Genomic DNA, 22,748 nt, shown 5'->3' with positions numbered 1-22,748 from the left:
GCGTCAGCGGTAGTCGGCCGGCGCCAGCTCGAGGTCGAACTCGAAACACATGCCGGGCAGGCTGCCCACATCATCGCTGCGGCCGGCCGGCCGCGCGCGCAGCGTGCCGCCAAACTCGTGCACGATCTTGGCGGAAATCACCAGGCCTAGGCCCAGGCCCTGGCCCGGCGGCTTGGTGGTGAAAAAGGGTTCGAACAAACGCGCCATCTGCTCGGGCGCCATGCCGGCTCCGCTGTCGCAGACGCGCACCCAGACGCGGCCCAGGCGTTCACCCGGGCTCTTGCTCTCGTCCTCAAACGGCGCGGTGCTCAGGCGCAGATGGCGGGGCCGCGGGCTGCCGTCCTCGGCAAGCGGCAGTTCGGCCATGGCGTCCAGGGCATTGGCCATCAGATTGATCAGCACCTGCTCCAAGCGGTTGGCCTCGCAGTTGACGCGCAGCTCGGGCGCGATGGCCAGCTCCAGCCGCACCTGCTCGGCCTCGATGCGGTGGCCCAGCAGCACGCGCGCGCCTTCCACTGCGGCGGCCAGTGAAACCGGTGCGCTGGCGCTTTGCGCCTTGCGGGCAAAGCTCTTCAGTTGCCGGGTGATCTGGCTCATGCGCTCGACCATGGCGTCGATCGCGCCGAGGTTCTCGCCCACGGTGGTGTAGCGGCCCTTGTCGAGCAGCAGCAGGCTGTTGCGCGAGAGCGCGCGCAAGGCGGTCAAGGGCTGATTGATCTCATGCGAGATGCCGGCCGACATCTGGCCCAGCACGGCCAGCTTGGCCGCCTGCATCAGCTCGTCCTCGGCTTGCAGGCGCTGGGCGATCTGGCGTTTGAGTTCGGCATTGCTGAGCTGCAGCTCGGCCGTGCGCTCGCTCACCTGGCGCTCCAGCTCGGCATGGGCGCGCCGTCGCGCCAGCAGATAGAGCGCCAGCAGGCTGAGCGCCGCGCCCAGGGCCGCGCCGCCCCAGGCGACAAAGCGGGCCTGGCGCCAGACTTCAGCGGGATCGGACAGGGTGACCAGGCGCAAGCCCAGGGGCACGACGGCCAGCTCCTGCGCCAGCAGGCGGTGGCGCTGCTGCGGTCGTGCCGGGTCCCAGGACGGGAGCTGCACCAGGGCGTTCTGCTGCTGGCTCAGCGCCTTCATGTCCAGGCCCAGCGTGTCTTCCAGCGTGCCCGCGTAGTGGCCGCTGGCGCGCAGGGCGGCGCGCTGCTCGGCACTGGAACTTCCCAGCATGTGGTACTTCCAGGTCGGCACTGAGGACATGATGACCACGCCCTGGCCATCGACCACCAGCAGCTTTTCGCCCTGCGAGCGCAGGCCTTGGTCCACCCAAGTGGCCTCCAGGGGCGCGAGATTGAGCTTGAGCACGATCTGACCCCAACGCTGGCCGGCGCGCCGCAGCGGCTGGACGAGGAAGTAGTCGCTGCTGCCGTTGTCTTCATGTGCGGCAAAAAACTGGCCCGGCCCGCTGAGCAGGCGCTCGCCCAGGCGCAGCGCCAGGCGGCGCGCCTCGGCATCTGGTTCCTGGGCCGTCTCTGTGTCGGCGATTGAGCCCTGCGGGTTGTAGTTGTTGCTGGAGGCCAGCACCCGGCCATGGGCATCGCTGATGAAGGCCAGGCTCAGGCCCGAGCGCACCCGCACACGGGCCAGCTTGATCCGGGTCTGCGTCCGCAAGGCCTCGCTGTCGGGGCGGGCCAGCAAGGCCTGCACATCGGTGTCGACACTGAGCAGGCCCGGCAGATAGGCATGCCGGCCCAGCTCGGCCTCCAGGCCCGCGGCGTAGAGTTCCAGACGCTCATTGGCCACCGCCGCCAGCTGGGCCAATCCGGCGCGCTCACTCAGGCGTTGGCCCAGGGCTGCGCCGAGCACCGCCAGGGCCAGGCCGGCGCAGGCCAGCACCCAGGGCTGCAGCCGGCGGCGTGCGGCCGGGCTGGCTGCAGTGCTGGCAGCGGAGGCGGGGAAGGGAAGCGAGGAGGGCGGATTCATGCGTGGCAGCCTGCGGGCTGCGTAGTGTGCCCAATTTGCGAGCCCACTTGGAGCTCGAAGGCCGCGGCTTGTGGCGCCGAGTTCTCACTGGGGCGCGGCGTTCAAGCAGGTCTTGTGCGGATTTCCGCCCTGGCTGGCGGCAGCCGGTGTCGGATTCCGCCCGAGGGCGCTTGCCGCCCGGTCTGCGGGCTCCTCCCGCTTCATGGGAGGCCCTCGGTGAATACCCGCAAATCGTGATTTTTGGCATGTCGCTTGCAAACCTCCTGCCCAGTTCGACGCCACAGTCGACACAAAAAAAGGACGACATCTATGGAAACTTTTTTCCAGCAAATCATCAACGGGCTGGTGCTCGGGAGCATGTATGCGCTGGTGGCGCTGGGGTACACGATGGTGTACGGCATCATCAACCTGATCAATTTTGCGCACGGTGAGATTTTGATGGTGGGGGCGCTGGTGAGCTGGACGGTGATCAGCGCGCTGGCGGGCTCTGGGCTGCCGGGCTGGGCGCTGATGCTGATCGCGCTGGGCTGTGCGGTGCTGGTGTGCACGACGCTGAACTTTTTGGTGGAGAAGATCGCCTACCGGCCGCTGCGCAATGCGCCGCGTCTGGCACCGCTGATCACGGCCATGGGCATGTCGCTGCTGCTGCAGACCCTGGCCATGATCATCTGGAAGCCCAATCCCAAGCCCTTCCCGCTGCTGCTGCCGACCACGCCGATCGATCTGGGCGGGCCGGTGATCACGGTGACGCAGTGCGTGATCCTGGGCGCCACGGTGATGATTCTGGCCACGCTGATGTGGCTGGTGAATCACACGAAGCTGGGCCGCGCGATGCGGGCCACGGCCGAGAACCCCAAGGTGGCGGGCCTGATGGGGGTGAAGCCTGACTTCATCATCTCGACCACCTTTGTGATCGGTGCGGCGCTGGCCGCGGTGGCCGGCCTGATGTGGGCGGCCAACTACGGCACGGTGCAGCACACCATGGGCTTCATGCCGGGGCTGAAGGCCTTCACGGCGGCGGTGCTGGGTGGCATTGGCAACCTGGCCGGGGCCATGGTGGGCGGCGTGCTGCTGGGCCTGATCGAGGCCATCGGTGCGGGCTATCTGGGTGACCTGACCGGTGGCGTGCTGGGCAGCCACTATGCCGACATCTTTGCCTTCATTGCGCTGATCCTGGTGCTGACGCTGCGGCCCTCGGGCCTGCTGGGCGAGCGCGTGGCGGATCGGGCTTGAGGCCCCAAGGAGACACAGACCATGCAACAACAGAACAAACTCTTCGTCTTCCTGCTCTCGGCCCTGGGCCTGCTGGTGGTGCCGCTGATTGCGCAGCAGTTCGGCAACGGGCCGGTGCGCATCATTGACCTGGCGCTGCTGTACGTGATGCTGGCCCTGGGCCTGAATATCGTGGTGGGCTACGCCGGTCTGCTGGACCTGGGCTATGTCGCGTTCTACGCGGTCGGCGCCTACATGTTCGCGCTGCTGTCGAGCCCGCACCTGAGCGAGAACTTCGAGGCCTTCCGCATGGCCTTCCCCGACGGGCTGCACTCGCCGCTGTGGCTGGTGATCCCGCTGGCGGCGGGGCTGGCGGCCTTCTTCGGCGTCATGCTGGGCGCGCCCACGCTGAAGCTGCGGGGCGACTACCTGGCCATCGTGACCCTGGGCTTCGGTGAAATCATCCGCGTGTTCCTGAACAACCTGGAGTACCCGGTCAACATCACCAACGGCCCGCGCGGCATCGGCCAGATTGACTCCTTCCACTTCTTCGGCCTGGACCTGGGCAAGGGCACCGAGCTGTTCGGCTTCCCCATCCCCTCGGTGACGCTGTACTACTACCTCTTCCTGGTGCTGGTGGTGTTCAGTGTGCTGATCTGCTATCGCCTGGAGAACAGCCGCATCGGCCGCGCCTGGATGGCCATCCGTGAGGACGAGATCGCCGCCAAGGCCATGGGCATCAACACCCGCAACCTGAAGCTGCTGGCCTTCGGCATGGGCGCCACCTTCGGCGGGGTGTCGGGCTCCATGTTCGGCGCCTTCCAGGGCTTTGTGAGCCCCGAGTCCTTCAGCCTGCAAGAGAGCGTGATGATCGTGGCCATGGTGGTGCTGGGCGGCATCGGCCACATCCCCGGCGTGATCCTGGGCGCGCTGCTGCTGTCGGCCCTGCCTGAGGTGCTGCGCTACGCGGCCGGCCCGCTGCAGGAGATGACGGGCGGGCGTCTGGACGCCTCCATCCTGCGCCAGCTGCTGGTGGCCCTGGCCATGATCGGCATCATGCTGGTGCGTCCGCGCGGCCTGTGGCCGGCGCCCGAGCACGGCCGCGCCGCGCCGGTGCCGCAGAAGTGAACACCGGGTCTGCAAAGGAAAACAAGCCATGACAAGCAACAACAACAGCAACGCAGATGTGGTGCTCAAAGTCGCCGGTGTGTCCAAGCGCTTCGGCGGCCTGCAAGCCCTCTCCGACGTGGGCATCCAGATCAACAAAGGCCAGGTCTACGGCCTGATCGGCCCCAACGGCGCGGGCAAGACCACCTTCTTCAACGTCATCACGGGCCTGTACACCCCGGACGGCGGCACGTTCGAGCTCGGCGGCAAGCCCTATGCCCCGACCGCCGTGCACGAAGTGGCCAAGACCGGCATCGCGCGCACCTTCCAGAACATCCGGCTGTTTGCCGAGATGACGGCGCTGGAGAACGTGATGGTGGGGCGCCATGTGCGCTCCGGTTCGGGCCTGATCGGCGCCATCTTCCGCACCCCCGGCTTCAAGGCCGAGGAGGCGGCGATTGCCAAGCGTGCCCAGGAACTGCTTGATTACGTGGGCATCGGCAAGTACGCCGAATACAAGGCCCGCACGCTCAGCTACGGCGACCAGCGCCGGCTGGAGATCGCGCGCGCCCTGGCCACCGACCCCAAGCTGATCGCCCTGGACGAGCCCGCCGCCGGCATGAACGCCACCGAGAAGGTGGTGCTGCGCGAGCTGATCGACCGCATCCGCAAGGACGGCCGCACCATCCTCCTGATCGAACACGATGTGAAGCTGGTGATGGGTCTGTGCGACCGCGTCACGGTGCTGGACTACGGCAAGCAGATTGCCGAAGGCACGCCCTACGACGTGCAGCGCAACGAGAAAGTGATCGAAGCCTATCTGGGCGCCGGGCATGCAGCCCACTGATCGCGGCCCCAGGATCACCAGCAACAAGGCGACACCCACATGAACCCACAACAAGACATCCTGCTCGAAGTCAGCGGACTCAAGGTCGCCTACGGCGGCATCCAGGCCGTCAAAGGCGTGCACTTCGAAGTGCGCCAAGGCGAACTCGTCAGCCTGATCGGCGCCAACGGCGCGGGCAAGACCACCACGCTCAAAGCCGTGACCGGCCTGCAGCCGGTGGCCGACGGCGACGTGAAGTACCTGGGCCAGAGCATCAAGGGCCAAGGCCCCTGGGACCTGGTCAAGCAAGGCCTGGTCATGGTGCCGGAAGGGCGGGGCACCTTCACCCGCATGACCATCACCGAGAACCTGCAGATGGGCGCCTACCTGCGCAGCGACAAGGCCGGCATCGAGGCCGACATCGAGCGCATCTTCGGCATCTTCCCGCGCCTGAAGGAGCGCCGCGCGCAGCTGGCCGGCACCATGAGCGGCGGCGAGCAGCAAATGCTGGCCATGGGCCGGGCGTTGATGGCCAAGCCCAAGGTGCTGTTGCTGGACGAGCCCAGCATGGGCCTGTCCCCCATCATGGTGGACAAAATCTTCGAAGTGGTGAACGACATCCACAAGCAAGGCGTGACGGTGCTGCTGGTGGAGCAAAACGCCAGCCGGGCGCTGCAGTTGGCCAACCGGGGCTATGTGATGGAGTCGGGCCTGGTGACGATGACAGGCGAGGGTCAGTCCTTGCTCAATGACCCCAAGGTGCGTGCCGCGTATCTGGGGGAGTGAAGTGGGCGAGTGAGCTCCGCCACATCCGGACCCGCTTCAACCGCAAGACAGGGTCAGGTCTTGCTTTCGAAGGCAGCCGCTAGCGGCTGCCTTTTTCATTCCTGCCTCCGTGTTTTCCCATCCCCCATGGCTGAGGGGGCTTAGGGCTTTGTACGCATATGTGAAATATCACCGGGGTTCTACGCTGCCATCACGTTCTTCGGTTGTAACGCTCGCGCAAGCAGTGTTGCTGCCGAGGGCTGATCAACACCTCTTTCGAGGGGAAGACGAGGAAACTATGAAACTAGCTAAAAAATGCTTGTTGGGATTGGCCGGCGCGACGCTGGCCCTTGCTGCGCAAGCTGACACCTACACCGAGGGTTTTGACAACCTGGCCGCCTCCGGCTGGACCTTGACCAACAACAGCAGCCCCGCCGGTCAGGCTTGGTTCCAGGGCGTGCCCGAGTATTTCGCGGCCCAGTCGGGTGGCAGCGGCTCTTATGCCGCCGCCAACTTCCTGAGCGCGGCCGCCGGTGCCGGCAGCATTTCCAACTGGTTGATCAGCCCCGAGCTGACCCTGGGTGGTGCCAACACCGTGAGCTTCTTTGCTCGCACGGAAGCTGTCGAAGGCTTCTCGGACACGGTCAAGGTCTACTTCAACGCAGGCGCGGACGTCGCCACCTCCAGCTTCACCAGTCTGCTGGGCACCGTGACGCTGAGTACCTCGGGCTGGACGCAGTACACCTTCGCCCTGCCGAGCGCTGCCACCGGCCGCATTGCCTTCGAATACGCCGTCAGCGACGCCGCCACGGCCAATTTGGCTGCGATCGACAGCGTCAGCGTCAGCGCCGTGCCGGAACCCGCCAGCTTCGCCCTGATGGGTCTGGGCGTGCTGGGCCTGGCTTTCCTGCGCCGCCGCCAAGACTGAGAACGCCGGGGCCGCAACGCTGCCTCCGGCGCTAGCGTTCGCTGCCCAAGCTCGGAAACACAGATTCGGCTCTCCACACAAGGACATTGCCATGATTGAAAAGAAAACCCAGCAAGCCCTGCGGCTTGCAAGCGCCGCGGCCTTGATGGCCGTGGCTGGTCTGGCCCAAGCGGCCAGCCAGACTGTCGCCAAAGACCCCGAGACCGGCGCTCTGCGTGCACCGACCGCCGCCGAAGCCCAGGCCCTGCGAGGCAAGGCCGCCGCCGGCCGTGTGAGCAACGCTGCCAGCCAACCGCGCGGCCTGCTGACTGGCAAGATCAACCCGGCGCCGGTGTACCACCGCGACGGCACGGTCGAGCAAGAGCTGGATGAAAGCAGCCAGTCCTTCTCGGTGGCCGTGCGCAATCCGGACGGCACCATCGAGACCGCCTGTGTGACCGGCGCCGAAGCCGCCCAGGCCATCGTCAAGGGCAAGAAGTCCATCAGCAAGACAGCAAAGGTGCATGCACATGAGCACAAATAAATTCATCGGCGGCAAGTTCGCCACCGGCGCGCTGCTGATCGCCGCCGGCCTCCTGGGTGCCAGCCTGCAAGCGCAAGCCGCGGCCATCATCACCATCAACAACATGAATGCGCCGGGTGTGGGCTTCAATGACCCGACGCCGGTTGACCCGGTCGGTGGCAACACCGGCACCACCCTGGGTGAGCAGCGCCTGATCGCCTTCACGCATGCCGCCAACATCTGGGGTGCGACGCTGACCAGCAATCAGCCCATCGTCATCAATGCGCAGTTCACCGACCTGGCCTGCACGGCCACTTCGGCGACCCTGGGCAGCGCTGGCGCCACCTCGATCTTCCGCAACTTCCCCAACGCACCGAAGGCCAACACCTGGTATTCGTACGCGCTGGCCAACAAGATTGCCGGCGCCTACCAGGGCACCGCCGGTGCGGCTCAGATCAACGCCAACTTCAATGCCAAGCTGGGCAAGACGGGTTGCCTGGACGGCACCTTCTTCTACCTGGGCCTGGACAGCAATCACGGCACGAACATCGACTTCGTCGTGACCCTGCTGCATGAAATGGGCCATGGCGTCGGTTTCCAAACCTTCACCAACGGCTCCACCGGTGCGCAGAACGGCGGCTTCCCGGCCATCTGGGACCATTACCTGATGGGCACGGCCACCGGCAAGCTGTGGAAGGACATGACCAATGCGGAGCGTCAAGCCTCGGCCCTGAGCGGCGACAAGCTGGTCTGGACCGGCCCGCTGACCAACGCGGCTGCGCCTCAGGTGCTGCGCGCTGGCGTGCCCGCACTCAATGTGAGCGGCTCGCAAGCCGGTGCTACCGCGGGTGCCCATCCCGTCGGTGAAGCCTCCTTCGGCCCCGCCCTGACCGCCACCCCGATCACGGGCGCGATCATGCCGGTGGTGACCGCGACGGGTGCGCTGGATCTGGCCTGCGAACCGGTGACGGGCCTGAACGCCATCGCCGTGCGCAACAACATCGCCCTGGTCAGCCGCGGTACCTGCGGTTTCACCGTCAAGGTGAAGAACCTGCAGAACGCAGGTGCCAAGGCCGTGCTGGTGGCCGACAACGCACCCGGCACCGTCACGGGCCTGGGTGGCAGTGACCCGACGGTCACCATCCCCTCGGTGCGCATCACGCAAGCCGACGGTGCCGCTCTCTTGGCTGCACTGAGTAAGCGCACCCGCACGACTTCGGCCGTGTACGCCTCGCTGGCTCTGGACATGACTCGTTACGCCGGTACCGACGCTGCAGGCCGTCTGCTGATGTTCGCGCCGAATCCTTTCCAGGGCGGCTCGTCGGTGTCTCACTTTGATACATCGGCCACCCGCAATCTGTTGATGGAACCGGCCATCAGCGCCGACCTGACCCAGTCGCCCATGGTGCCGCAGGATCTGACCTTCAAGCTGCTGCAAGACATCGGCTGGTAAGCATGTCGATGTGGGGGCGATCCGTCGCGCCCACTCGCTGTTTTCGCGGCGCGTCGCCTTCGGGTGGCGCGCCGTTTTTCTTTAGGGGCGCGGCTCGGGTGGGGCGGCGAGAAAGCTCGCGTTCCGTACCTCGCATGTAACCCACGGGTCGGCTTGTTCTTGTAATATGGTTACCAACTTTCAAGCTGCCGAGTTACACCGGCCGACTGTATGAACAAGACCCTGATCGCCGTCACCGAACGCATCCGCGCGCGCAGCGCTGCCAGCCGCGCCGCCTACCTCGACGGTGTCGACCGACTGGCGGGCCGCAAGCGCGGCATCGAGCGCATGGGCTGCGCCAATGTGGCCCATGCCGTGGCGGCCATGCCCGCCAACGACAAGCTGCGCATCGTGGCCGAAAAGGCGCCGCACCTGGCCATCGTCACCGCCTACAACGATATGTTGTCGGCCCACCAGCCCTACGAGGCCTACCCGAATCTGATTCGTGCCGAAGCCCATGCTCAGGGTGCCACGGTGCAGGTGGCCGGCGGCGTGCCCGCCATGTGCGACGGCGTGACCCAAGGCCTGCCCGGCATGGAGCTGAGCCTGTTCTCGCGTGACACCATCGCTATGGCCACGGCCGTGTCGCTGAGCCATGATGTGTTCGATGCCGCCTTGCTGCTGGGCATCTGCGACAAGATCGTGCCGGGTCTGCTGATCGGCGCCTTGCATTTCGGCCATTTGCCCTGCGTCTTCGTGCCGGCCGGGCCGATGAGCAGCGGCCTGCCCAACAATGAAAAAGCCAAGGTGCGCGAGCAGTTCGCGCAAGGCCTGGTCGGCCGCGATGAGCTGCTCAAGGCCGAGTCGGCCGCCTACCACGGCGCCGGCACCTGCACCTTCTACGGCACGGCCAACAGCAACCAGATGCTGCTGGAAGCCATGGGCCTGCATGTGCCCGGTGCGGCGTTCGTGCACCCGCATGAGCCGCTGCGCGAAGCCCTGACCCGCGAGGCGGTGCGCACGGCCCTGTCCATCACCGCCAAGGCCCGCTACACGCCGATCGGCCGCCTGGTGGACGAGCGCTGCATCGTCAATGCCATGGTGGCCCTGCTGGCCACCGGAGGCTCGACCAACCACCTGATCCACTGGGTGGCGGTGGCCCGTTCGGCCGGCATCTTGATCGACTGGAGCGATTTCTCCGAGCTGTCCGCCGTGGTGCCCCTGCTCAGCCGTGTCTACCCCAACGGCGCGGCCGATGTGAACCAGTTCCAGGCGGCCGGCGGCCCCAGTTTTGTGATCCGCGAGCTGCTCGATGCCGGCTTGATGCACGAGGATGTGCTGAGCGTGGCAGGCAACTCGCTGCGCCCCTTCGCTCGCCAGCCGCATCTGGCTGAGAACCAGGCCGTGCAGTGGCACGATCTGGCCCCCGAGAGCGGCGACGAGAGCGTGGTGCGCCGAGCAAGTGCGCCCTTCAGCGCCAGCGGTGGGCTGAAGCTGCTGCAGGGCAATCTGGGCCGTGCCGTGATCAAGGTCTCGGCCGTGCCGGAAGACCGCCACATCGTCGAAGCGCCAGCGCGCATCTTTGCCGACCAGGAGTCGATGCTGGCGGCCTTCAAGGCGGGTGAGCTCGAGCGCGATGTCATCGTCGTCGTGCGCTTCCAGGGCCCGCAAGCCAATGGCATGCCCGAGCTGCACAAGCTGACGCCGCCGCTGGCAGTGCTGCAAGGTCGTGGTTTCAAGGTGGCCCTGGTCACCGACGGCCGCATGAGCGGTGCGTCGGGCAAGGTGCCGGCTGCCATCCACGTCTCGCCCGAAGCCTTGGCCGGCGGCCCGCTGGGCAAGCTGCGCGATGGTGATCTGGTGCGTCTGGATGCCGTCACGGGCGAACTCCTGGCCCTGGTGTCCGAAGCCGAATGGGCCGCCCGCGAGCAGGCCCAGATCACCCTCGAGCACGCTGCGCAGAACGGCCAAGGCCTGGGCCGAGAGCTGTTCGCCGGCCTGCGCCGCAATGTACGCACGGCGGAAGAGGGCGCCGTTAGCTGGCTCTGATCCGCCGCTGCTTGCCGCCTCGCCCTTTGTATCGATTCCCCACAAGGTTCTAGCCCATGAGCATCTCCAACACCCAGGCCCTGGCCGCGCACGGCCCCGTCATTCCCGTCATCGTGATCCAGCGCCTGGAAGATGCCGTGCCCCTGGCCCAGGCCCTGGTGGCGGGCGGCGTGCGCGTGCTGGAAGTGACGCTGCGCACGCCGGTCGCCCTGCAGGCCATGGAAGCCATGGCGCGAGCCGTGCCTGAGGCCATCGTCGGCGCCGGCACGCTGCGCACGGCGGCCGATGTGCAGGCAGCCAAGAACGCCGGCTGCCAGTTCGGCGTCAGCCCCGGTTTCACCGAGGCCATTGGCGCCGCCTGCCAGCAGCATGGCTTGCCCCTGTTGCCCGGCGTGTCCACCGCGAGTGAGGTGATGCAGGCCAATGCGGCCGGCTACAGCTTTTTGAAGCTGTTCCCGGCCGTGGCCGTGGGCGGCGTGAACTTGCTCAAGGCCCTGGGCGGACCTTTCCCCGATGTGGCGTTCTGCCCCACCGGCGGCATCAGCCTGGAGACCGCGCCGCAGTTTCTGAGCCTGCCCAATGTGAAGGTCTGCGGCGGCTCCTGGCTGACCCCGCAGGACGCGGTCGATGCCGGCGATTGGGCGCGCATCACGCGCCTGGCGGCCGAGGCTGCCGCGCTGCGCGCCTGAGCCTGAGCCTGAGCCTGAAACTCAGGCCGGACGTTCAAACACCAGGCAGGTCGTGCTGGCATGGGCGTACAAGCGCCCGTCATGGCCGACCAGTGTGGCCTCGGCCGTGGCCACTTGGCGGCCGCTGTGCAGCACCCGGCCGACGGCGCGCACCAGGGGCACCTGCTCGGTCAGGGCGCGCACCATATTCACCTTGAACTCCAGCGTGGTGTAGGCCCGGCCCACCGGCATGGTGGTGTGGACCGCGCAGCCCAGGGCCGAGTCCAGCAAGGTGGCAAACCAGCCGCCGTGCACCGTGCCCAGCGGGTTGTAGTGGCGCCGCTTCGGTTGGCCCTGGAACACTGCCTCGCCAAAAGCGCCGGATACCAGCATGAAATCCAGGGTGTCGCAGATGGGCGGGGGTGGCAGCTCGCCGTCCAGCATCGCGTGCAGGATTTGCAGGCCGCTCAGGCTCTGCACCTGCTCCGGGCGGGCAATGCCGGCGTTCTCCGGGCGAATGCGGGCGCGCACCGCTGCTTCGTCGGCACGCCATTGCTGCAAGATGATGTCGTGGCTCATGAGCGGGGGCCTCCTTCGGCGGTGGCGGCGATTTGGCGCAGGGCCTGGGCGAAGACCTCGGGCGGCTGGCCGCCTTGAATCAGGTGGCGTTGGTTGATGACGATGGCGGGCACGGAGTTGATGCCGGCGGCCTGCCACTCGGATTCGGCTTGGCGCACCTCGGCGCTGAATTGATCGCTGGCCAGCACGCTGGCCGCGGCCTCGCCGTCCAGGCCCACGCTCTCTGTCGCGCGGCGAAGCACCTGATGGTCGCCGGGATTCCGGCCTTCGGTGAAATAGGCGGTCAGCAGCGCCAGTTTGAGATCACGCTGCGCCGCGCCGCCTTGCAGGCCGGCCCAGTGCAGCAGGCGGTGGGCGTCAAAGGTGTTGTAGATGCGGTCGCGGGCGCCCTTGGTGAAGGTAAAGCCCAGCTCGGCGCCGCGCTGGCGGATGGCTTCGCGGGTTTGCTCCAGCTGGGCCGCTGAGGCGCCGTACTTGCGCGCCAGGTGGGCGTTGATCTCCTCGCCCTCGGGGGCCATCTGCGGGTTCAGCTCGAAGGGCTGAAAGTGCAGATCCACCTGCAGCTCCGGCAGGCTTTGCACGGCCTGCTCCAGCGATTTGAGGCCGATCGCGCACCAGGGGCAGGACACGTCGGAGATGAAGTCGATGCGTAGGGAAGGAGAAGATGAGCTCATGCCGGGCACTGTAGCCCAGGGCTGACGTGCCAGCAGGCCTGTGGTCTTGCGGCGCTGGTTTCAGCCCTGCCTGCGGCCGGGCAGGGTGGCCAGCAGCACGCCGGCCAGGGCCAGGCCGTAGGCCCAGGCCTGCCCGCCGCTCAAATGCTCGCCGAGCAGCAGGCCGACCAGGGCTGTGGCCACCGGCAGGAAGACCATGAAGACACCCGCCTGACCGGCCGGCACCTTGCGCAGCCCGCTCATCCACAGCCACACCGTCACCATGCTGGCGGCTGCCGCGTAGAACAGCAGCAGGCCCCAGATCGGCAGTGAGGGTTGGCTGAAATCAAAGCGAGTCGCCTGCCACAGGCCCAGCGGCGTGACCAGGGCCAGGCCCCAAAGGTTGATCAAGGCACTGATGCGCTTGGCCGACACCTGGGCCGTGAGTTTTTTGCCGATCACTACATAGCTGGCCTCGCAGAACACCGCGCCCAGCAGCAGGCCGATGCCCAGCCAGGAGCTGGCCGCCGGGCTGCCGGCCGGCGTACGCTCCAGCGCCACCAAGGCGATGCCTGCGACGCCAAGCGCGATGCCGGCCCAGACGCGCGCCGTTTGACGTTCCTTCAGCAACACACGGCTGAGCAGGGCCACGGCGGCCGGGATGCCCGCCAGGATCACGCCGGCCACCACGGCCGAGCTGTGCTGCAGGCCGAACAGCAGGCAGATGGAAAACAGGAAGTTGCCGAGAAAGGATTCCAGGAACAGAAGGCGCCGGTGCCGACCGTCGAGCGGTGCCTCGCCGGGCCCGCGGCGCAGCCAGGGCAGCATCAGCAAGGCCGCCAGGCCAAAGCGCAGCCAGGCCAGAAGAAACACAGGAAAGCTCAGCAAGAGGACTTTGGACAGGCCTACATAACTGCCCACCAGGCTGGTGCTCAGGGCCAGGCAGGCGTAGGCCAGCCAAGGCGTTGCAGCGCGTGGAGAGGTTGACGTGGGGGAGGATTGCATCAGGCGGTTGGTGGCAAGGGCGGGCGAGGCGGGGCGAGGCGGGGCGAGGCGAGGAAAGGGGAGCTGACTTGCTCGCACAAGTCGGGCGACCATTGTGGTCGCAGTGGCGCTTGCTTTTGGATGTGTCGGAAATACTTCTGCGACGCCGAGCCTGACTTGCTTGCCGGGCGAAGTGACGCAGAAACCGAGGAATCAGCTGTGCGTGCCAGGGCTTTCCGTCGTTCGTTCGAGCGACAGACTGTTTCGTGCCTGATCCTGCACGGCCGTAGCTGCTGGCGCGGCCGTTGCCCGTGGCTTGAGGCGTGTGTGGGCCTGCGTTGTGGCGATCCTGCCTGGTCCATTTGCCTGTCCCTGGCATGGCAGGGGGCTATCTGGATCGCGCTGTCTTGGGGCTGTATCCAAAACGCTTCTTGAAAGCCGTGGCGAAGTTGCCGGCGTTGCCGTAGCCGGCTCGTGTGGCTGCCTGGCTGACATTCAGCCCCTCGTGCACCAGCGAGAGCCGTGCGGCCTCCAGGCGGCGGCCGCGCATGTACTCGAACAGGCTTTCGCCGACAAAGGCCTTGAAGGCGCGCTGCAGGCTGCTGGGGCTCATGCCCACGGTGAGGGCGATGTCACCCAGATTGCTGGCGTCAAACTCACCGGCATCAACGCGAGCTTGCAGTTCGCGAAGGCGTCGATGGTCGCGCGGGCTCAAGGCCACCTTCGCCGGTGCCTGGCCGCCCACGGTGGCCAAGGCCTCGGCCAGGATCTCCATGACCCGCGCTTCCTGCTGCAGACGCTCGATCAAGCCGGCATGTTCCGGCGCGTGCACGATTTGCTGCGCCAGCCCCAGGGCTCGCGGCGATGGATGCCAATCCAGTCGAGCCAGGTGGCTGGACTGAAAAGCGCGCAGGCGCGCCTGCATCTGGGTGTCGCCCTCGCCCTGCATGACCCAGCACTCCGGCATCAAGGTCAAGACCAGTTTGTGTTCGTCTTGACCTTGATGGGCGCGACGAAGATAGGCGTCGGGCTCGGCAATGGCGACCAGCATGCCGCCGGAAGGCGTGGCTGTTTGTGGGCCGAGCCGGAAGTCCTGGTGGCCCAGCGAGAAGTCGGACTGCCCGCCGACGACCAGGCCGATCTTGAGCCCGGGTTGCACCGTGCCGTGGGTTTCACGGTCGTCCAGATCTCTCACGCGCATGCGCTGAAGAATCAGCCCCGAACTGAGTTCCCGACGTTCGACCAGTCCGGTGACCCATGGGGCGCATCTGGTGCGGTCGTTCCTCTGATCGCGGTTGGGTGCGCCGCGTTTTGACCGCGGTGCAGAGAAATCAGGCGTGCTCGCAAAGGTTGCAGACATGGGGTGCTTGGATAATTGCGGATGAGAATCGTTTTCATTCGCAAGTTTGCCACGTCTTCTTTCATGACCTCATTCAAGCCCACTTTTCGTCTCAGTTCCCTTGCCCTCGTGGCCCTCTCAAGTCTGACCTGCGCCCAGACTGCGCCGACCCAGCTCCCCGAGGTGGTGGTCACCGGATCTGCCCTTGAGAAACGCCTGGAGGAAGCGCCGGCCAGCATCTCCATCTTGACGCGCGCAGATCTGGAACGTCGCCCGGTGCACGAGCTGGCCGAACTGCTCGGCTCCGTGCCTGGCGTCACGTTGACACGCAGCGGCAACGGTGTGCCCGGCGTACAGATCCGTGGGCTGGGCAATGCCTACACGCTCATCCTGGTGGATGGGCGCCGCGTCAATTCGAGCTCGGCGGTGTTCCGTGGCAATGACTACGACCTGGGCTGGGTGCCCGCCGAGGAGGTGGAGCGCATCGAGGTGGTGCGCGGGCCGATGTCATCGCTGTACGGCTCCGATGCCATTGGCGGTGTGGTGAACGTCATCACGCGCAAGGTCGGTGCGCAGTGGCGCGGCAGTGCGCGGCTGGATGAGATCCAGCAACAAAACCGGCTGGCGGGCGACAGCCGAATTGCCAGCTTCTCGGTCGGCGGCCCCTTGATGGCCAAGCAGCTGGGTGTGAAGCTCTCAGGCGGCGCCGACAAGCGCGAGGCCGACGATGCGGCACTCAACCCCGCCGCCGGCAATGGCGTGCGCCAAAGTGGCTTGCCGGGCCTGAAGAATCGCTACATCAGCGGGCAACTGGCGTGGAGCCCCAGCGAGCTGCATCAGGTGACGCTGGACCTGGACACCAGCCACCGAGATCATGCGGGGTTTGAACTTGAACGCGACGCCTTGTCGCTGCGTCACCAAGGCCGCTATGAGTTCGGCCGCAGCGAGCTGCGCCTCTACAGCGACCACTCCAAGAATTTGACTGGCACGGTGACGGGCCAGATCAACCCCAACAAGTCCAAGGTGAAGGTGCTGGATGGCAAGTTCAGCCTGCCGCTGGACTTGTGGGAACAGAACCTGACCTTGGGCGCTGAACTGCGTCACGAGCAGCTTTGGGATCCCACCAATTTGGCCGGCGCTCCCGGCAGCCCGCCGCGCGCAAACCCCTCCACGGCCGTGCGCCAGAAGGCGGTGTTCTTCGAGGACGAGATCACGGTGCTGCCTGGGCTGACCCTGACGCTGGGTGATCGTTACGACGACCACGAGAACTTCGGCGGGCATCACAGCCCGCGTGTCTATGGCGTGTGGCATCCGGCGAAAGGATGGACCGTTCGTGGTGGCTGGGCGCGTGCGTTCCGAGCCCCGACGTTGTTGATCAACAGCCCCGATTGGGGGTCGCCGTCTTGTGGAAGCGCCACCGCGGGTTGCTACATCACCGGCAGCCGGGATCTGAAGCCGGAGACCAGCATGAGCAAGGAGCTTGGGGCAGCCTTTGATGGCGGCCGCTGGCAACTGGGCCTGACGGTTTACGACACCCAGCTGAAGAACATGCTGGACATCACCAACCGGACCTCGAACAAGACGCTGGCCCCGAGCTACGCCAACTTCATCGGCTTCCTGCCCGATGGCCGACCCATGTTCCGCTACCAGAACATTGCCAGTGTCCGCAGCCGAGGTGCGGAGCTGAGCGGCCGACTCAAAGTCAGCTCGGCACTGGATATCCGCGCCAACTACAGCTACACCGACGCCAAGAACACCAGCGGTGTCAGCGCGCTGCCGCTGACCTACCGTTCCAGACACGTGGCCAATCTGGGCGCAGATTGGCAGGCTTTGCCTGCGCTGGCGCTGAGCCTGTCTGCTCGCTTCAACGGAAAGCAATACATCAGCGTACCCGCCAACGGTCAGAACCTGCAGCAAGCCGCGGCGTACTCCATGGTGGATGGCAGCGCCAGCTGGACGGTGAACCCGTCGCTGGTGGTGCGGGTGGGCTTGTTGAATCTGGCCAATACGACCGTGGACCGGGAGAACAGCAACGAGTTCAACGAAGACGGGCGCCGCTTCTACCTCTCGGCCACGGTGCGCTTCTGATGAAGGCCTGCTTGATTCTTTTGCTGCTCGCCGCTGTGCTGCCGGTGTCTGCCCAGCAACTGCCCGTTGATGCCGTGAAGGGCGACTACATCGTGGGCGCACTCCAGCTCCCCGAGGCCGGTGTGCTGGAGTTGCAGTCTCCAGATGGACAACTGCTGCGTCGCCAGGCGGCGCCGGCCGGTGAGTCGGAGTTCCGCTTTGTGGCTCTCCAGTCGGGGCGCTACCGAGCCGGGCTGGCCAGTCCGCAATCGCAAGGACGAGTCTGGCTGACTGAGCAACGCCCGCTGGAAGCGCAGCTGCCTGAGGTCGCCGCACCTGAGGCGCCACTGGCCAGCCCCAAGTTGCGCGCCTTGGCCAATGAGCTGGGTGCCGGAACGCCTGCGTTCTGGGCTGCCGTCCAGGCCTCGGGCGCTCCGTGGATTGAGCCCATCCCCGACCATCCGCAATCGTGGCAGGTCAGCTTCTTGTGGCGAGGGGATGCGAGCACGCGCAGCGTTCGTCTGTTCTGGCCGGTGCGTCAAGGCGATCAAGAGCGCTTCGCACGCCTTCCTGGAACGGATGTCTGGCATTACAGCGTGCGATTGCCTTCGGGAACGCGGCTGGCCTATCAACTGGCTCCCGATGTGCCACAGCTCAAAGGCGCGGGGCGGCAGGCGCAGCGCCGAGCCATTCTGGCGCGCGTCCAGGCCGACCCATTGAATCTGCGTCGCTGGGCGGCCGGCACGCCAGCGCTGGGAGGCTTTGACAACATCCAGGCGGAGCATTCGCTGCTGGAGTTGCCTGGAGCACCGCCAGAGCCTTGGTTGGAGCCGCGTGCCGAGGTGCCTCGCGGGCGCGTGGAGCATCTGCGTTTTCAAAGCCAGCAGCTCGGCAACGAGCGCCGCTTGACGGTCTATCTGCCGGCACAGAAGTCGGCCGAAGCACTGCCCTTGCTGCTGCTGTTCGATGAGGATGCGTATGTGACACGGGTGCCCACAACGACCATCCTGGACAACCTGATCGCATCGGGCCGCATTCCTCCGCTGATGGCCGTGCTGGTGGGCAATCCGACCCGCGAGTCACGCTCCGAAGAACTGCCTTGCAATCCACGCTTTGCAGACATGATGGCCGGCGAGTTGCTGCCCTGGCTGGCTGCGCGCTATCCCGTCACCCGCGAGGCCGGCCGCACTGTGGTGGCCGGTTCCAGCTACGGCGGGCTGGCCTCGGCCTGGTTGGCGCTTCGCCATCCAGAACGCTTTGGCCGGGTCCTGAGCTTGTCGGGCTCGTTCTGGTGGGCTCCTGCGCGGCCGCCCGGCTTTGTGGCTGGCGGGCTCGACGATGCGGCAGAAGGCGAGTGGCTGACCCGCCAGTATGTCGCCGCCCCGCGCAGCGATGTCGTCTTCTACCTGTCGCCTGGCTTGCTGGAGCGAAGCGCCCCGTCCGACGGCCCTGGAATTCTCGAAACCAATCGGCATCTGCGCGACGTACTCATGGCCCGCGGCCAACGCGTGATCTACCGGGAGTTTGCCGGTGGGCACGACTATGTGAACTGGCGCAGCGAACTGGCCGAGGGATTGATCGCACTGTTGGGGGCGCCATGAGCCAACTGATCTATCACCCTCTGCGCGCGCGCCTGTTGCAGGTGTTGTCCGTTGAGGCGCTCTCACCGCGTCTGCGGCGCATCACCTTGGGCGGTCCTGAGCTCGAGGGCTTCGTCAGCCCCATGCCCGACGACCATGTGAAGCTGCTGCTCCCGGCGCCGGGCGAGACCCTGCCCGTCTTGCCGACCTTCAGCGACAAGGGGGCGACCTTTCCCGACGGTGCGGTCCGCCCGGTCGCGCGCGACTACACGCCGCGCGCGTTCGACCTGCAGCGGCAGACCTTGACCTTGGACTTTGTTCTGCATGGTGACGGCCCCGCCTGCACCTGGGCTGCTTCTGCAAAGCCGGGTGACCAGGTCGGCGTGGCCGGGCCTCGTGCCTCGCATGTGTTGGACCCCAATGCCCACGCGCATTGGCTCTTGCTCGGCGACGAAACCGCCTTGCCCGCGATTGCGCGCTGGCTGGAATGGCTGCCTCAGCAAGCACGGGTCACCGTGCGCATCGAGGTCGGACGTGCGGAAGATCGCATTCAGCTGCCTGCGCATGAAGGGCTCGATCTGGTCTGGCTGCATCGCGAAAGCCAGCGCGAGGATTGCTCGCTGCTGGCGGAGATTCGCCGGCTTGATTTACCAGGGGGCTTTGCCTGGATCGCTTGCGAGTCCGCGCAGATGCGGGGTTTGCGACAACACCTTTTGAGTGAACGCGGCTGGCCGCGTGAACAGCTGTATGCCGCTGGCTACTGGAAGCGCGGCGCATCGGATCATGATCATGAGCATTGAACTTTCTCGCCGCCAGCTGCTGCTGGCCACCCTGATGGCGCCGGCATGTGTCCGCGCGCAGCTTGTGACCGATATCGCCGGTCGCAAGGTTGAGCTGCCCAAAAGGGTCGAGCGAATTGTGCTGGGTGAAGGCCGTCAGCTCTACACGCTGGCCCTGCTGGAAGACCCACCCCTGGCCCGCGTCATCGGTTGGCAGGGCGATATGTCGACCTTCGATCCTCAGACCTACCAGCAGTACCGCGCGCGATTCCCTCAGATCGACGGCATCGCCAAGATCGGTGGAACCAGCGAAGCCAGTGTCAGCCCTGAAAAGGTGTTGTCGCTGCGCCCCGATCTGGCCATCTTCAGCATCAGTGGCCATGGTCCGGGGCGCCGCAACCCCTTGGTCGATCAGCTGCAGAAGATCGGCGTGCCCGTGATCTTCATCGACTTTCGCGAGCATCCTCTGGCCCATACCATTCCGAGCTTGCGCTTGCTGGGCCAGGCATTGGGACGCGAGGCGAGGGCGGAGAAGTTCATCGCCTTCTACGAGGCACAGACGCGCCGTGTTACCGAGCTCACGGCGGGCATTGGAAGTGCCTTTCGTCCTCGCGTCTTGCTGGACGCCCGCGCGGGTGATTCAGCGGGCGTGCTGACAGCGGGTCGGGGCAGCTTGGGTGAGCTGATTGAGATGGCCGGCGGCATCAACGCCGGAGCAGATATCATCCCCACGCCGTTGGGTGAAGCCAGCTTGGAAGCGGTGATTGCATGCAAGCCCGAGGTGTATGTCGCTACGGGCTACCAGCATCCCGGGACCAGCGCCCCGGGTTTGCGCATGGGGGCCCAAGTCAGTGAAGCCTTGGCCCGTGAGTCCTTGCTGCAAGTGGCGCGACGCCGCCCCGAGATCGCCAGCCTGCCGGCTGTGCGATCGGGGCGTATTTATGGCGTTTGGCATCACTTCTACAACACGCCCTACCATGTCGTGATGCTGCAGGCCATGGCTGCATGGCTGCATCCCCAGCGGCTTGCTGCCGTCGATGCGCGCGCCACCTGGCAGCAGATGCACCGCGAGTTCTTGGGCATGGCGCCGACCGGCCAGTACTGGATCTCGGCATGAGGGGCGCGTATGCCATCCTGCTGCGGCGCCGTCTAGGCATGGCCATGTGGATCGTGCTGGCCATTGTGGCGAGCTTTGTCTGGGACTTGACGACAGGCCCGTCTGGTCTGAGCGCTTCGCGCCTGCTCGAGCTTCTGATGGCGCCGATCCAGGGCGCCGCAGTTTTGGACGCCGAGCATGTCATCGTGTGGGACATCAGGTTGCCGCAAGCCTTGATGGCGGTGGTCGTGGGCGCCGCTCTGGGGCTGGCAGGCGCGGAGATGCAAACCGTGTTGGACAACCCCTTGGCCAGCCCGTTCACCCTGGGTTTGTCGGAAGCCGCTGCCTTCGGCGCGGCCTTGGCTCTGGTGCTGGGCGCGGGCAGCGCCTGGTCGGTGGCGGCCTCGGCCTTTGCGTTCGCCTTGCTGGCCGCCCTGTTGTTGGATCAGGTGGCGATACGACTGAGCATGAGCGCTGGCAGTGTTGTCTTGTTCGGCATTGCTCTGGTGTTCAGCTTCAATGCGCTGTTATGGCTGTTGCAATACATGGCATCCCCTGAAACCCTGCAGGCCATCGTGTTCTGGATCATGGGCAGCTTGGCGCGGGCGGATTGGCCCAAGGTGGCGGGGCTCACCGCGGTTTTGCTCTTGTGCTTGCCCTTGGCACTGCGCGATGCCTGGAAGCTGACCGCCCTGCGTCTGGGCGAGGACCGTGCGGCCAGTCTGGGCATCGATGTGCAGCGGCTGCGTCGCGGCAGCCTGTTTCGTGTGGCTCTGCTGGCGGGGTCTGCGGTGTCGTGTGTGGGAACCATTGGGTTCATCGGTCTGGTGGCGCCTCATATCGCGCGCCGTCTGTGTGGGGAAGACCACCGCTTCTACCTGCCTATCAGCGCCCTGGTGGGGGCGCTGGTGCTGTCCGCCGCTGCGATTGCTGCCAAACAGATCCTGCCGGGGGCTTCATTGCCTGTGGGGGTGGTCACTGCGCTGGTGGGCGTTCCCTTCTTTCTGGCCATCGTCTTGCGACGTGGAGGTGTGGCATGAGTCTGGACGTTCGGAACCTCAGCGCGGGCTACCGAGGGCGGCCTGTGTTGCGCGGTGTCAGTCTGCCCCGCTTGGGTGGAGGCAGCCTGACCGCATTGCTAGGTCCCAACGGCAGCGGCAAGTCCACCTTGTTGAAGGCGCTGGCTGGTTTGCTGGGCTATCAGGGGCAGATCGAGCTGGAGGGTGTCGACCTGCGTCGGCTTGGGCTTGCGCAGCGCATGGCGCGGATGGCTTACTTGCCGCAAGCGCTGCCGCGGGGCGTGCATTTGCGCGTGTTGGAGGCGGTGCTCACGGCACTGCGCGCTGATGGAGTGGCCCGCAGCGACGATCTGGAGCGTGTCGAGGCTGTGCTGCGAAGACTCGGTTGCGAAACTCTGGCCTTGCAGCACTTGGATGCCTTGTCGGGTGGCCAGCGCCAACTCGTGGGCTTGGCGCAAGCGCTGGTGCGCGAGCCGCGCGTGCTGCTGCTGGATGAGCCGCTCTCCGCCTTGGACCTTCGCCATCAACTGCGAACGATGGAGTTGCTCGCTTCTCTGGCAGTTGAGCGCGATATGGCCGTACTGATCGTGCTTCACGATCTCAATGTGGCCATGCGCCATTGCACCGGCGCGGTGCTGCTACAAGAGGGGCAGACCGTGGCCGCAGGTGCGCCCGCCGACGCCATCACACCGGCCAACTTGGCGAGGGTGTACGGGGTGCAGGCGAGGGTGGAGGCTTGCTCCAAGGGCCATTTTCAAGTCCAGGTGGACTGCGAGCTGCCTCAGGTGCCTTGCAGCACGCCGGTGTGATGGCGGCGTGATGGCGGCGGATCGTGAAGCTCACGCGATGTGCTCGCATGCGCTGGCAAGCCATGGGCACAGGCAGGCCCCGACAGAACGGCTCGCTGGTGCACTTCATCGGGAAGTACCAAGCGAGGCGCGCAACAGGGGTGGGCTTTCGCCCGCAGGCCTTGCGACGCCGCCGACAGCGGCCCGGCACAGGCGCTGTGACGAGTAGGGGGGCCATCTGGGCTGGAACCATGTGCCTCGCGCCAGCACCGCGCCATGGTCGGCTTCATTCGACCGTGTTGGCTTGGGCGCCGTTCGGGCGGCTGTTTGAGCATCTCGTCGGATTGAGGCATGCCGAGCTGAAGATGTCGGGAGATGCTTGCCCGAGCGGATCGCGAACCCTC

20 protein-coding genes are annotated in these 22,748 nt (G+C 66.1%); 15 read left to right on the top strand and 5 right to left on the bottom strand.

Going from position 1 to position 22,748, the window contains the following annotated elements:
- Positions 1-3: 3 nt before the first annotated feature.
- Entirely contained in the window at positions 4-1,971 is a 1,968-nt protein-coding gene (locus C1O66_RS04650) for a sensor histidine kinase (protein WP_102766821.1), read from the bottom strand.
- Between the two features lie 309 nt (positions 1,972-2,280).
- Between C1O66_RS04650 and C1O66_RS04645 the strand changes: the two genes are divergently transcribed.
- From C1O66_RS04645 to eda, 9 genes are all read left to right on the top strand, one after another.
- Positions 2,281-3,204 (top strand): branched-chain amino acid ABC transporter permease, encoded by a 924-nt coding sequence (locus tag C1O66_RS04645; protein WP_102766820.1) that lies wholly within the window; start codon positions 2,281-2,283, stop codon positions 3,202-3,204.
- 21 nt (positions 3,205-3,225) lie between these two features.
- Positions 3,226-4,311, top strand: a complete 1,086-nt coding sequence (locus C1O66_RS04640) for an ABC transporter permease subunit (RefSeq protein ID WP_102766819.1) — start codon at positions 3,226-3,228, stop codon at positions 4,309-4,311.
- Between the two features lie 28 nt (positions 4,312-4,339).
- Positions 4,340-5,137 carry an ABC transporter ATP-binding protein gene (locus C1O66_RS04635; protein ID WP_102766818.1) on the top strand — a complete coding sequence of 266 codons (798 nt, stop codon included), beginning with the start codon at positions 4,340-4,342 and terminating at the stop codon, positions 5,135-5,137.
- A 39-nt stretch (positions 5,138-5,176) separates the two neighbouring features.
- Positions 5,177-5,902, top strand: a complete 726-nt coding sequence (locus C1O66_RS04630) for an ABC transporter ATP-binding protein (RefSeq protein ID WP_102766817.1) — start codon at positions 5,177-5,179, stop codon at positions 5,900-5,902.
- Positions 5,903-6,200: 298 nt separating this feature from the next.
- Positions 6,201-6,809: a choice-of-anchor J family PEP-CTERM protein gene (locus C1O66_RS04625; protein ID WP_165794482.1), complete on the top strand. Its 609-nt coding sequence runs from the start codon at positions 6,201-6,203 to the stop codon at positions 6,807-6,809.
- A 91-nt stretch (positions 6,810-6,900) separates the two neighbouring features.
- On the top strand, positions 6,901-7,332 hold the full coding sequence (locus tag C1O66_RS04620; RefSeq protein WP_102766815.1) for a post-PEP-CTERM-1 domain-containing protein: 432 nt from the start codon (positions 6,901-6,903) through the stop codon (positions 7,330-7,332).
- Positions 7,319-8,764: a PA domain-containing protein gene (locus C1O66_RS04615; RefSeq protein ID WP_102766814.1), complete on the top strand. Its 1,446-nt coding sequence runs from the start codon at positions 7,319-7,321 to the stop codon at positions 8,762-8,764. Before C1O66_RS04620 ends, C1O66_RS04615 begins: the two co-directional genes overlap by 14 nt.
- Positions 8,765-8,974: 210 nt before the next feature.
- Positions 8,975-10,792 (top strand): phosphogluconate dehydratase, encoded by a 1,818-nt coding sequence (gene edd / locus C1O66_RS04610; protein ID WP_102766813.1) that lies wholly within the window; start codon positions 8,975-8,977, stop codon positions 10,790-10,792.
- Between the two features lie 56 nt (positions 10,793-10,848).
- Positions 10,849-11,481 carry a bifunctional 4-hydroxy-2-oxoglutarate aldolase/2-dehydro-3-deoxy-phosphogluconate aldolase gene (gene eda, locus C1O66_RS04605; protein ID WP_102766812.1) on the top strand — a complete coding sequence of 211 codons (633 nt, stop codon included), beginning with the start codon at positions 10,849-10,851 and terminating at the stop codon, positions 11,479-11,481.
- Between the two features lie 21 nt (positions 11,482-11,502).
- Here eda and C1O66_RS04600 read toward each other — a convergent pair whose 3' ends face one another.
- From C1O66_RS04600 to C1O66_RS04585, 4 genes are all read right to left on the bottom strand, one after another.
- Positions 11,503-12,039 carry a PaaI family thioesterase gene (locus C1O66_RS04600; RefSeq protein WP_102766811.1) on the bottom strand — a complete coding sequence of 179 codons (537 nt, stop codon included), beginning with the start codon at positions 12,037-12,039 and terminating at the stop codon, positions 11,503-11,505.
- Positions 12,036-12,713 carry a DsbA family oxidoreductase gene (locus tag C1O66_RS04595; protein ID WP_102766810.1) on the bottom strand — a complete coding sequence of 226 codons (678 nt, stop codon included), beginning with the start codon at positions 12,711-12,713 and terminating at the stop codon, positions 12,036-12,038. The genes C1O66_RS04600 and C1O66_RS04595 overlap by 4 nt, the downstream gene beginning before the upstream one ends.
- Before the next feature lie 60 nt (positions 12,714-12,773).
- The gene (locus C1O66_RS04590) at positions 12,774-13,697 is read right to left on the bottom strand and encodes a DMT family transporter (protein ID WP_102766809.1); all 924 of its coding nucleotides are present in this window, start codon (positions 13,695-13,697) and stop codon (positions 12,774-12,776) included.
- Positions 13,698-14,064: 367 nt separating this feature from the next.
- Positions 14,065-14,877, bottom strand: a complete 813-nt coding sequence (locus C1O66_RS04585; RefSeq protein WP_165794481.1) for a helix-turn-helix transcriptional regulator — start codon at positions 14,875-14,877, stop codon at positions 14,065-14,067.
- Between the two features lie 267 nt (positions 14,878-15,144).
- Here C1O66_RS04585 and C1O66_RS04580 point away from each other — a divergent pair, with 267 nt between their 5' ends.
- The 6 genes from C1O66_RS04580 to C1O66_RS04555 are packed head-to-tail and all read left to right on the top strand — an operon-like array spanning position 15,145 to position 22,365.
- Positions 15,145-17,103 (top strand): TonB-dependent receptor domain-containing protein, encoded by a 1,959-nt coding sequence (locus C1O66_RS04580; RefSeq protein ID WP_165794480.1) that lies wholly within the window; start codon positions 15,145-15,147, stop codon positions 17,101-17,103.
- Positions 17,104-17,114: 11 nt separating this feature from the next.
- The gene (gene fes, locus C1O66_RS04575; protein WP_165794479.1) at positions 17,115-18,683 is read left to right on the top strand and encodes an enterochelin esterase; all 1,569 of its coding nucleotides are present in this window, start codon (positions 17,115-17,117) and stop codon (positions 18,681-18,683) included.
- Positions 18,680-19,462, top strand: coding sequence for a siderophore-interacting protein (locus C1O66_RS04570; protein ID WP_102766805.1), 783 nt, complete (start codon positions 18,680-18,682; stop codon positions 19,460-19,462). The genes fes and C1O66_RS04570 overlap by 4 nt, the downstream gene beginning before the upstream one ends.
- Positions 19,452-20,558 (top strand): ABC transporter substrate-binding protein, encoded by a 1,107-nt coding sequence (locus C1O66_RS04565; RefSeq protein WP_207795903.1) that lies wholly within the window; start codon positions 19,452-19,454, stop codon positions 20,556-20,558. The genes C1O66_RS04570 and C1O66_RS04565 overlap by 11 nt, the downstream gene beginning before the upstream one ends.
- On the top strand, positions 20,555-21,577 hold the full coding sequence (locus tag C1O66_RS04560; RefSeq protein ID WP_102766803.1) for a FecCD family ABC transporter permease: 1,023 nt from the start codon (positions 20,555-20,557) through the stop codon (positions 21,575-21,577). The genes C1O66_RS04565 and C1O66_RS04560 overlap by 4 nt, the downstream gene beginning before the upstream one ends.
- Positions 21,574-22,365 (top strand): ABC transporter ATP-binding protein, encoded by a 792-nt coding sequence (locus tag C1O66_RS04555; RefSeq protein ID WP_102766802.1) that lies wholly within the window; start codon positions 21,574-21,576, stop codon positions 22,363-22,365. The genes C1O66_RS04560 and C1O66_RS04555 overlap by 4 nt, the downstream gene beginning before the upstream one ends.
- Positions 22,366-22,748: the final 383 nt, after the last annotated feature.

The organism is Paucibacter aquatile, from assembly GCF_002885975.1.
In the GTDB taxonomy this organism is placed as follows: domain Bacteria; phylum Pseudomonadota; class Gammaproteobacteria; order Burkholderiales; family Burkholderiaceae_C; genus Paucibacter_A; species Paucibacter_A aquatilis.
This window is presented reverse-complemented; position numbering and strand designations above follow the sequence as displayed.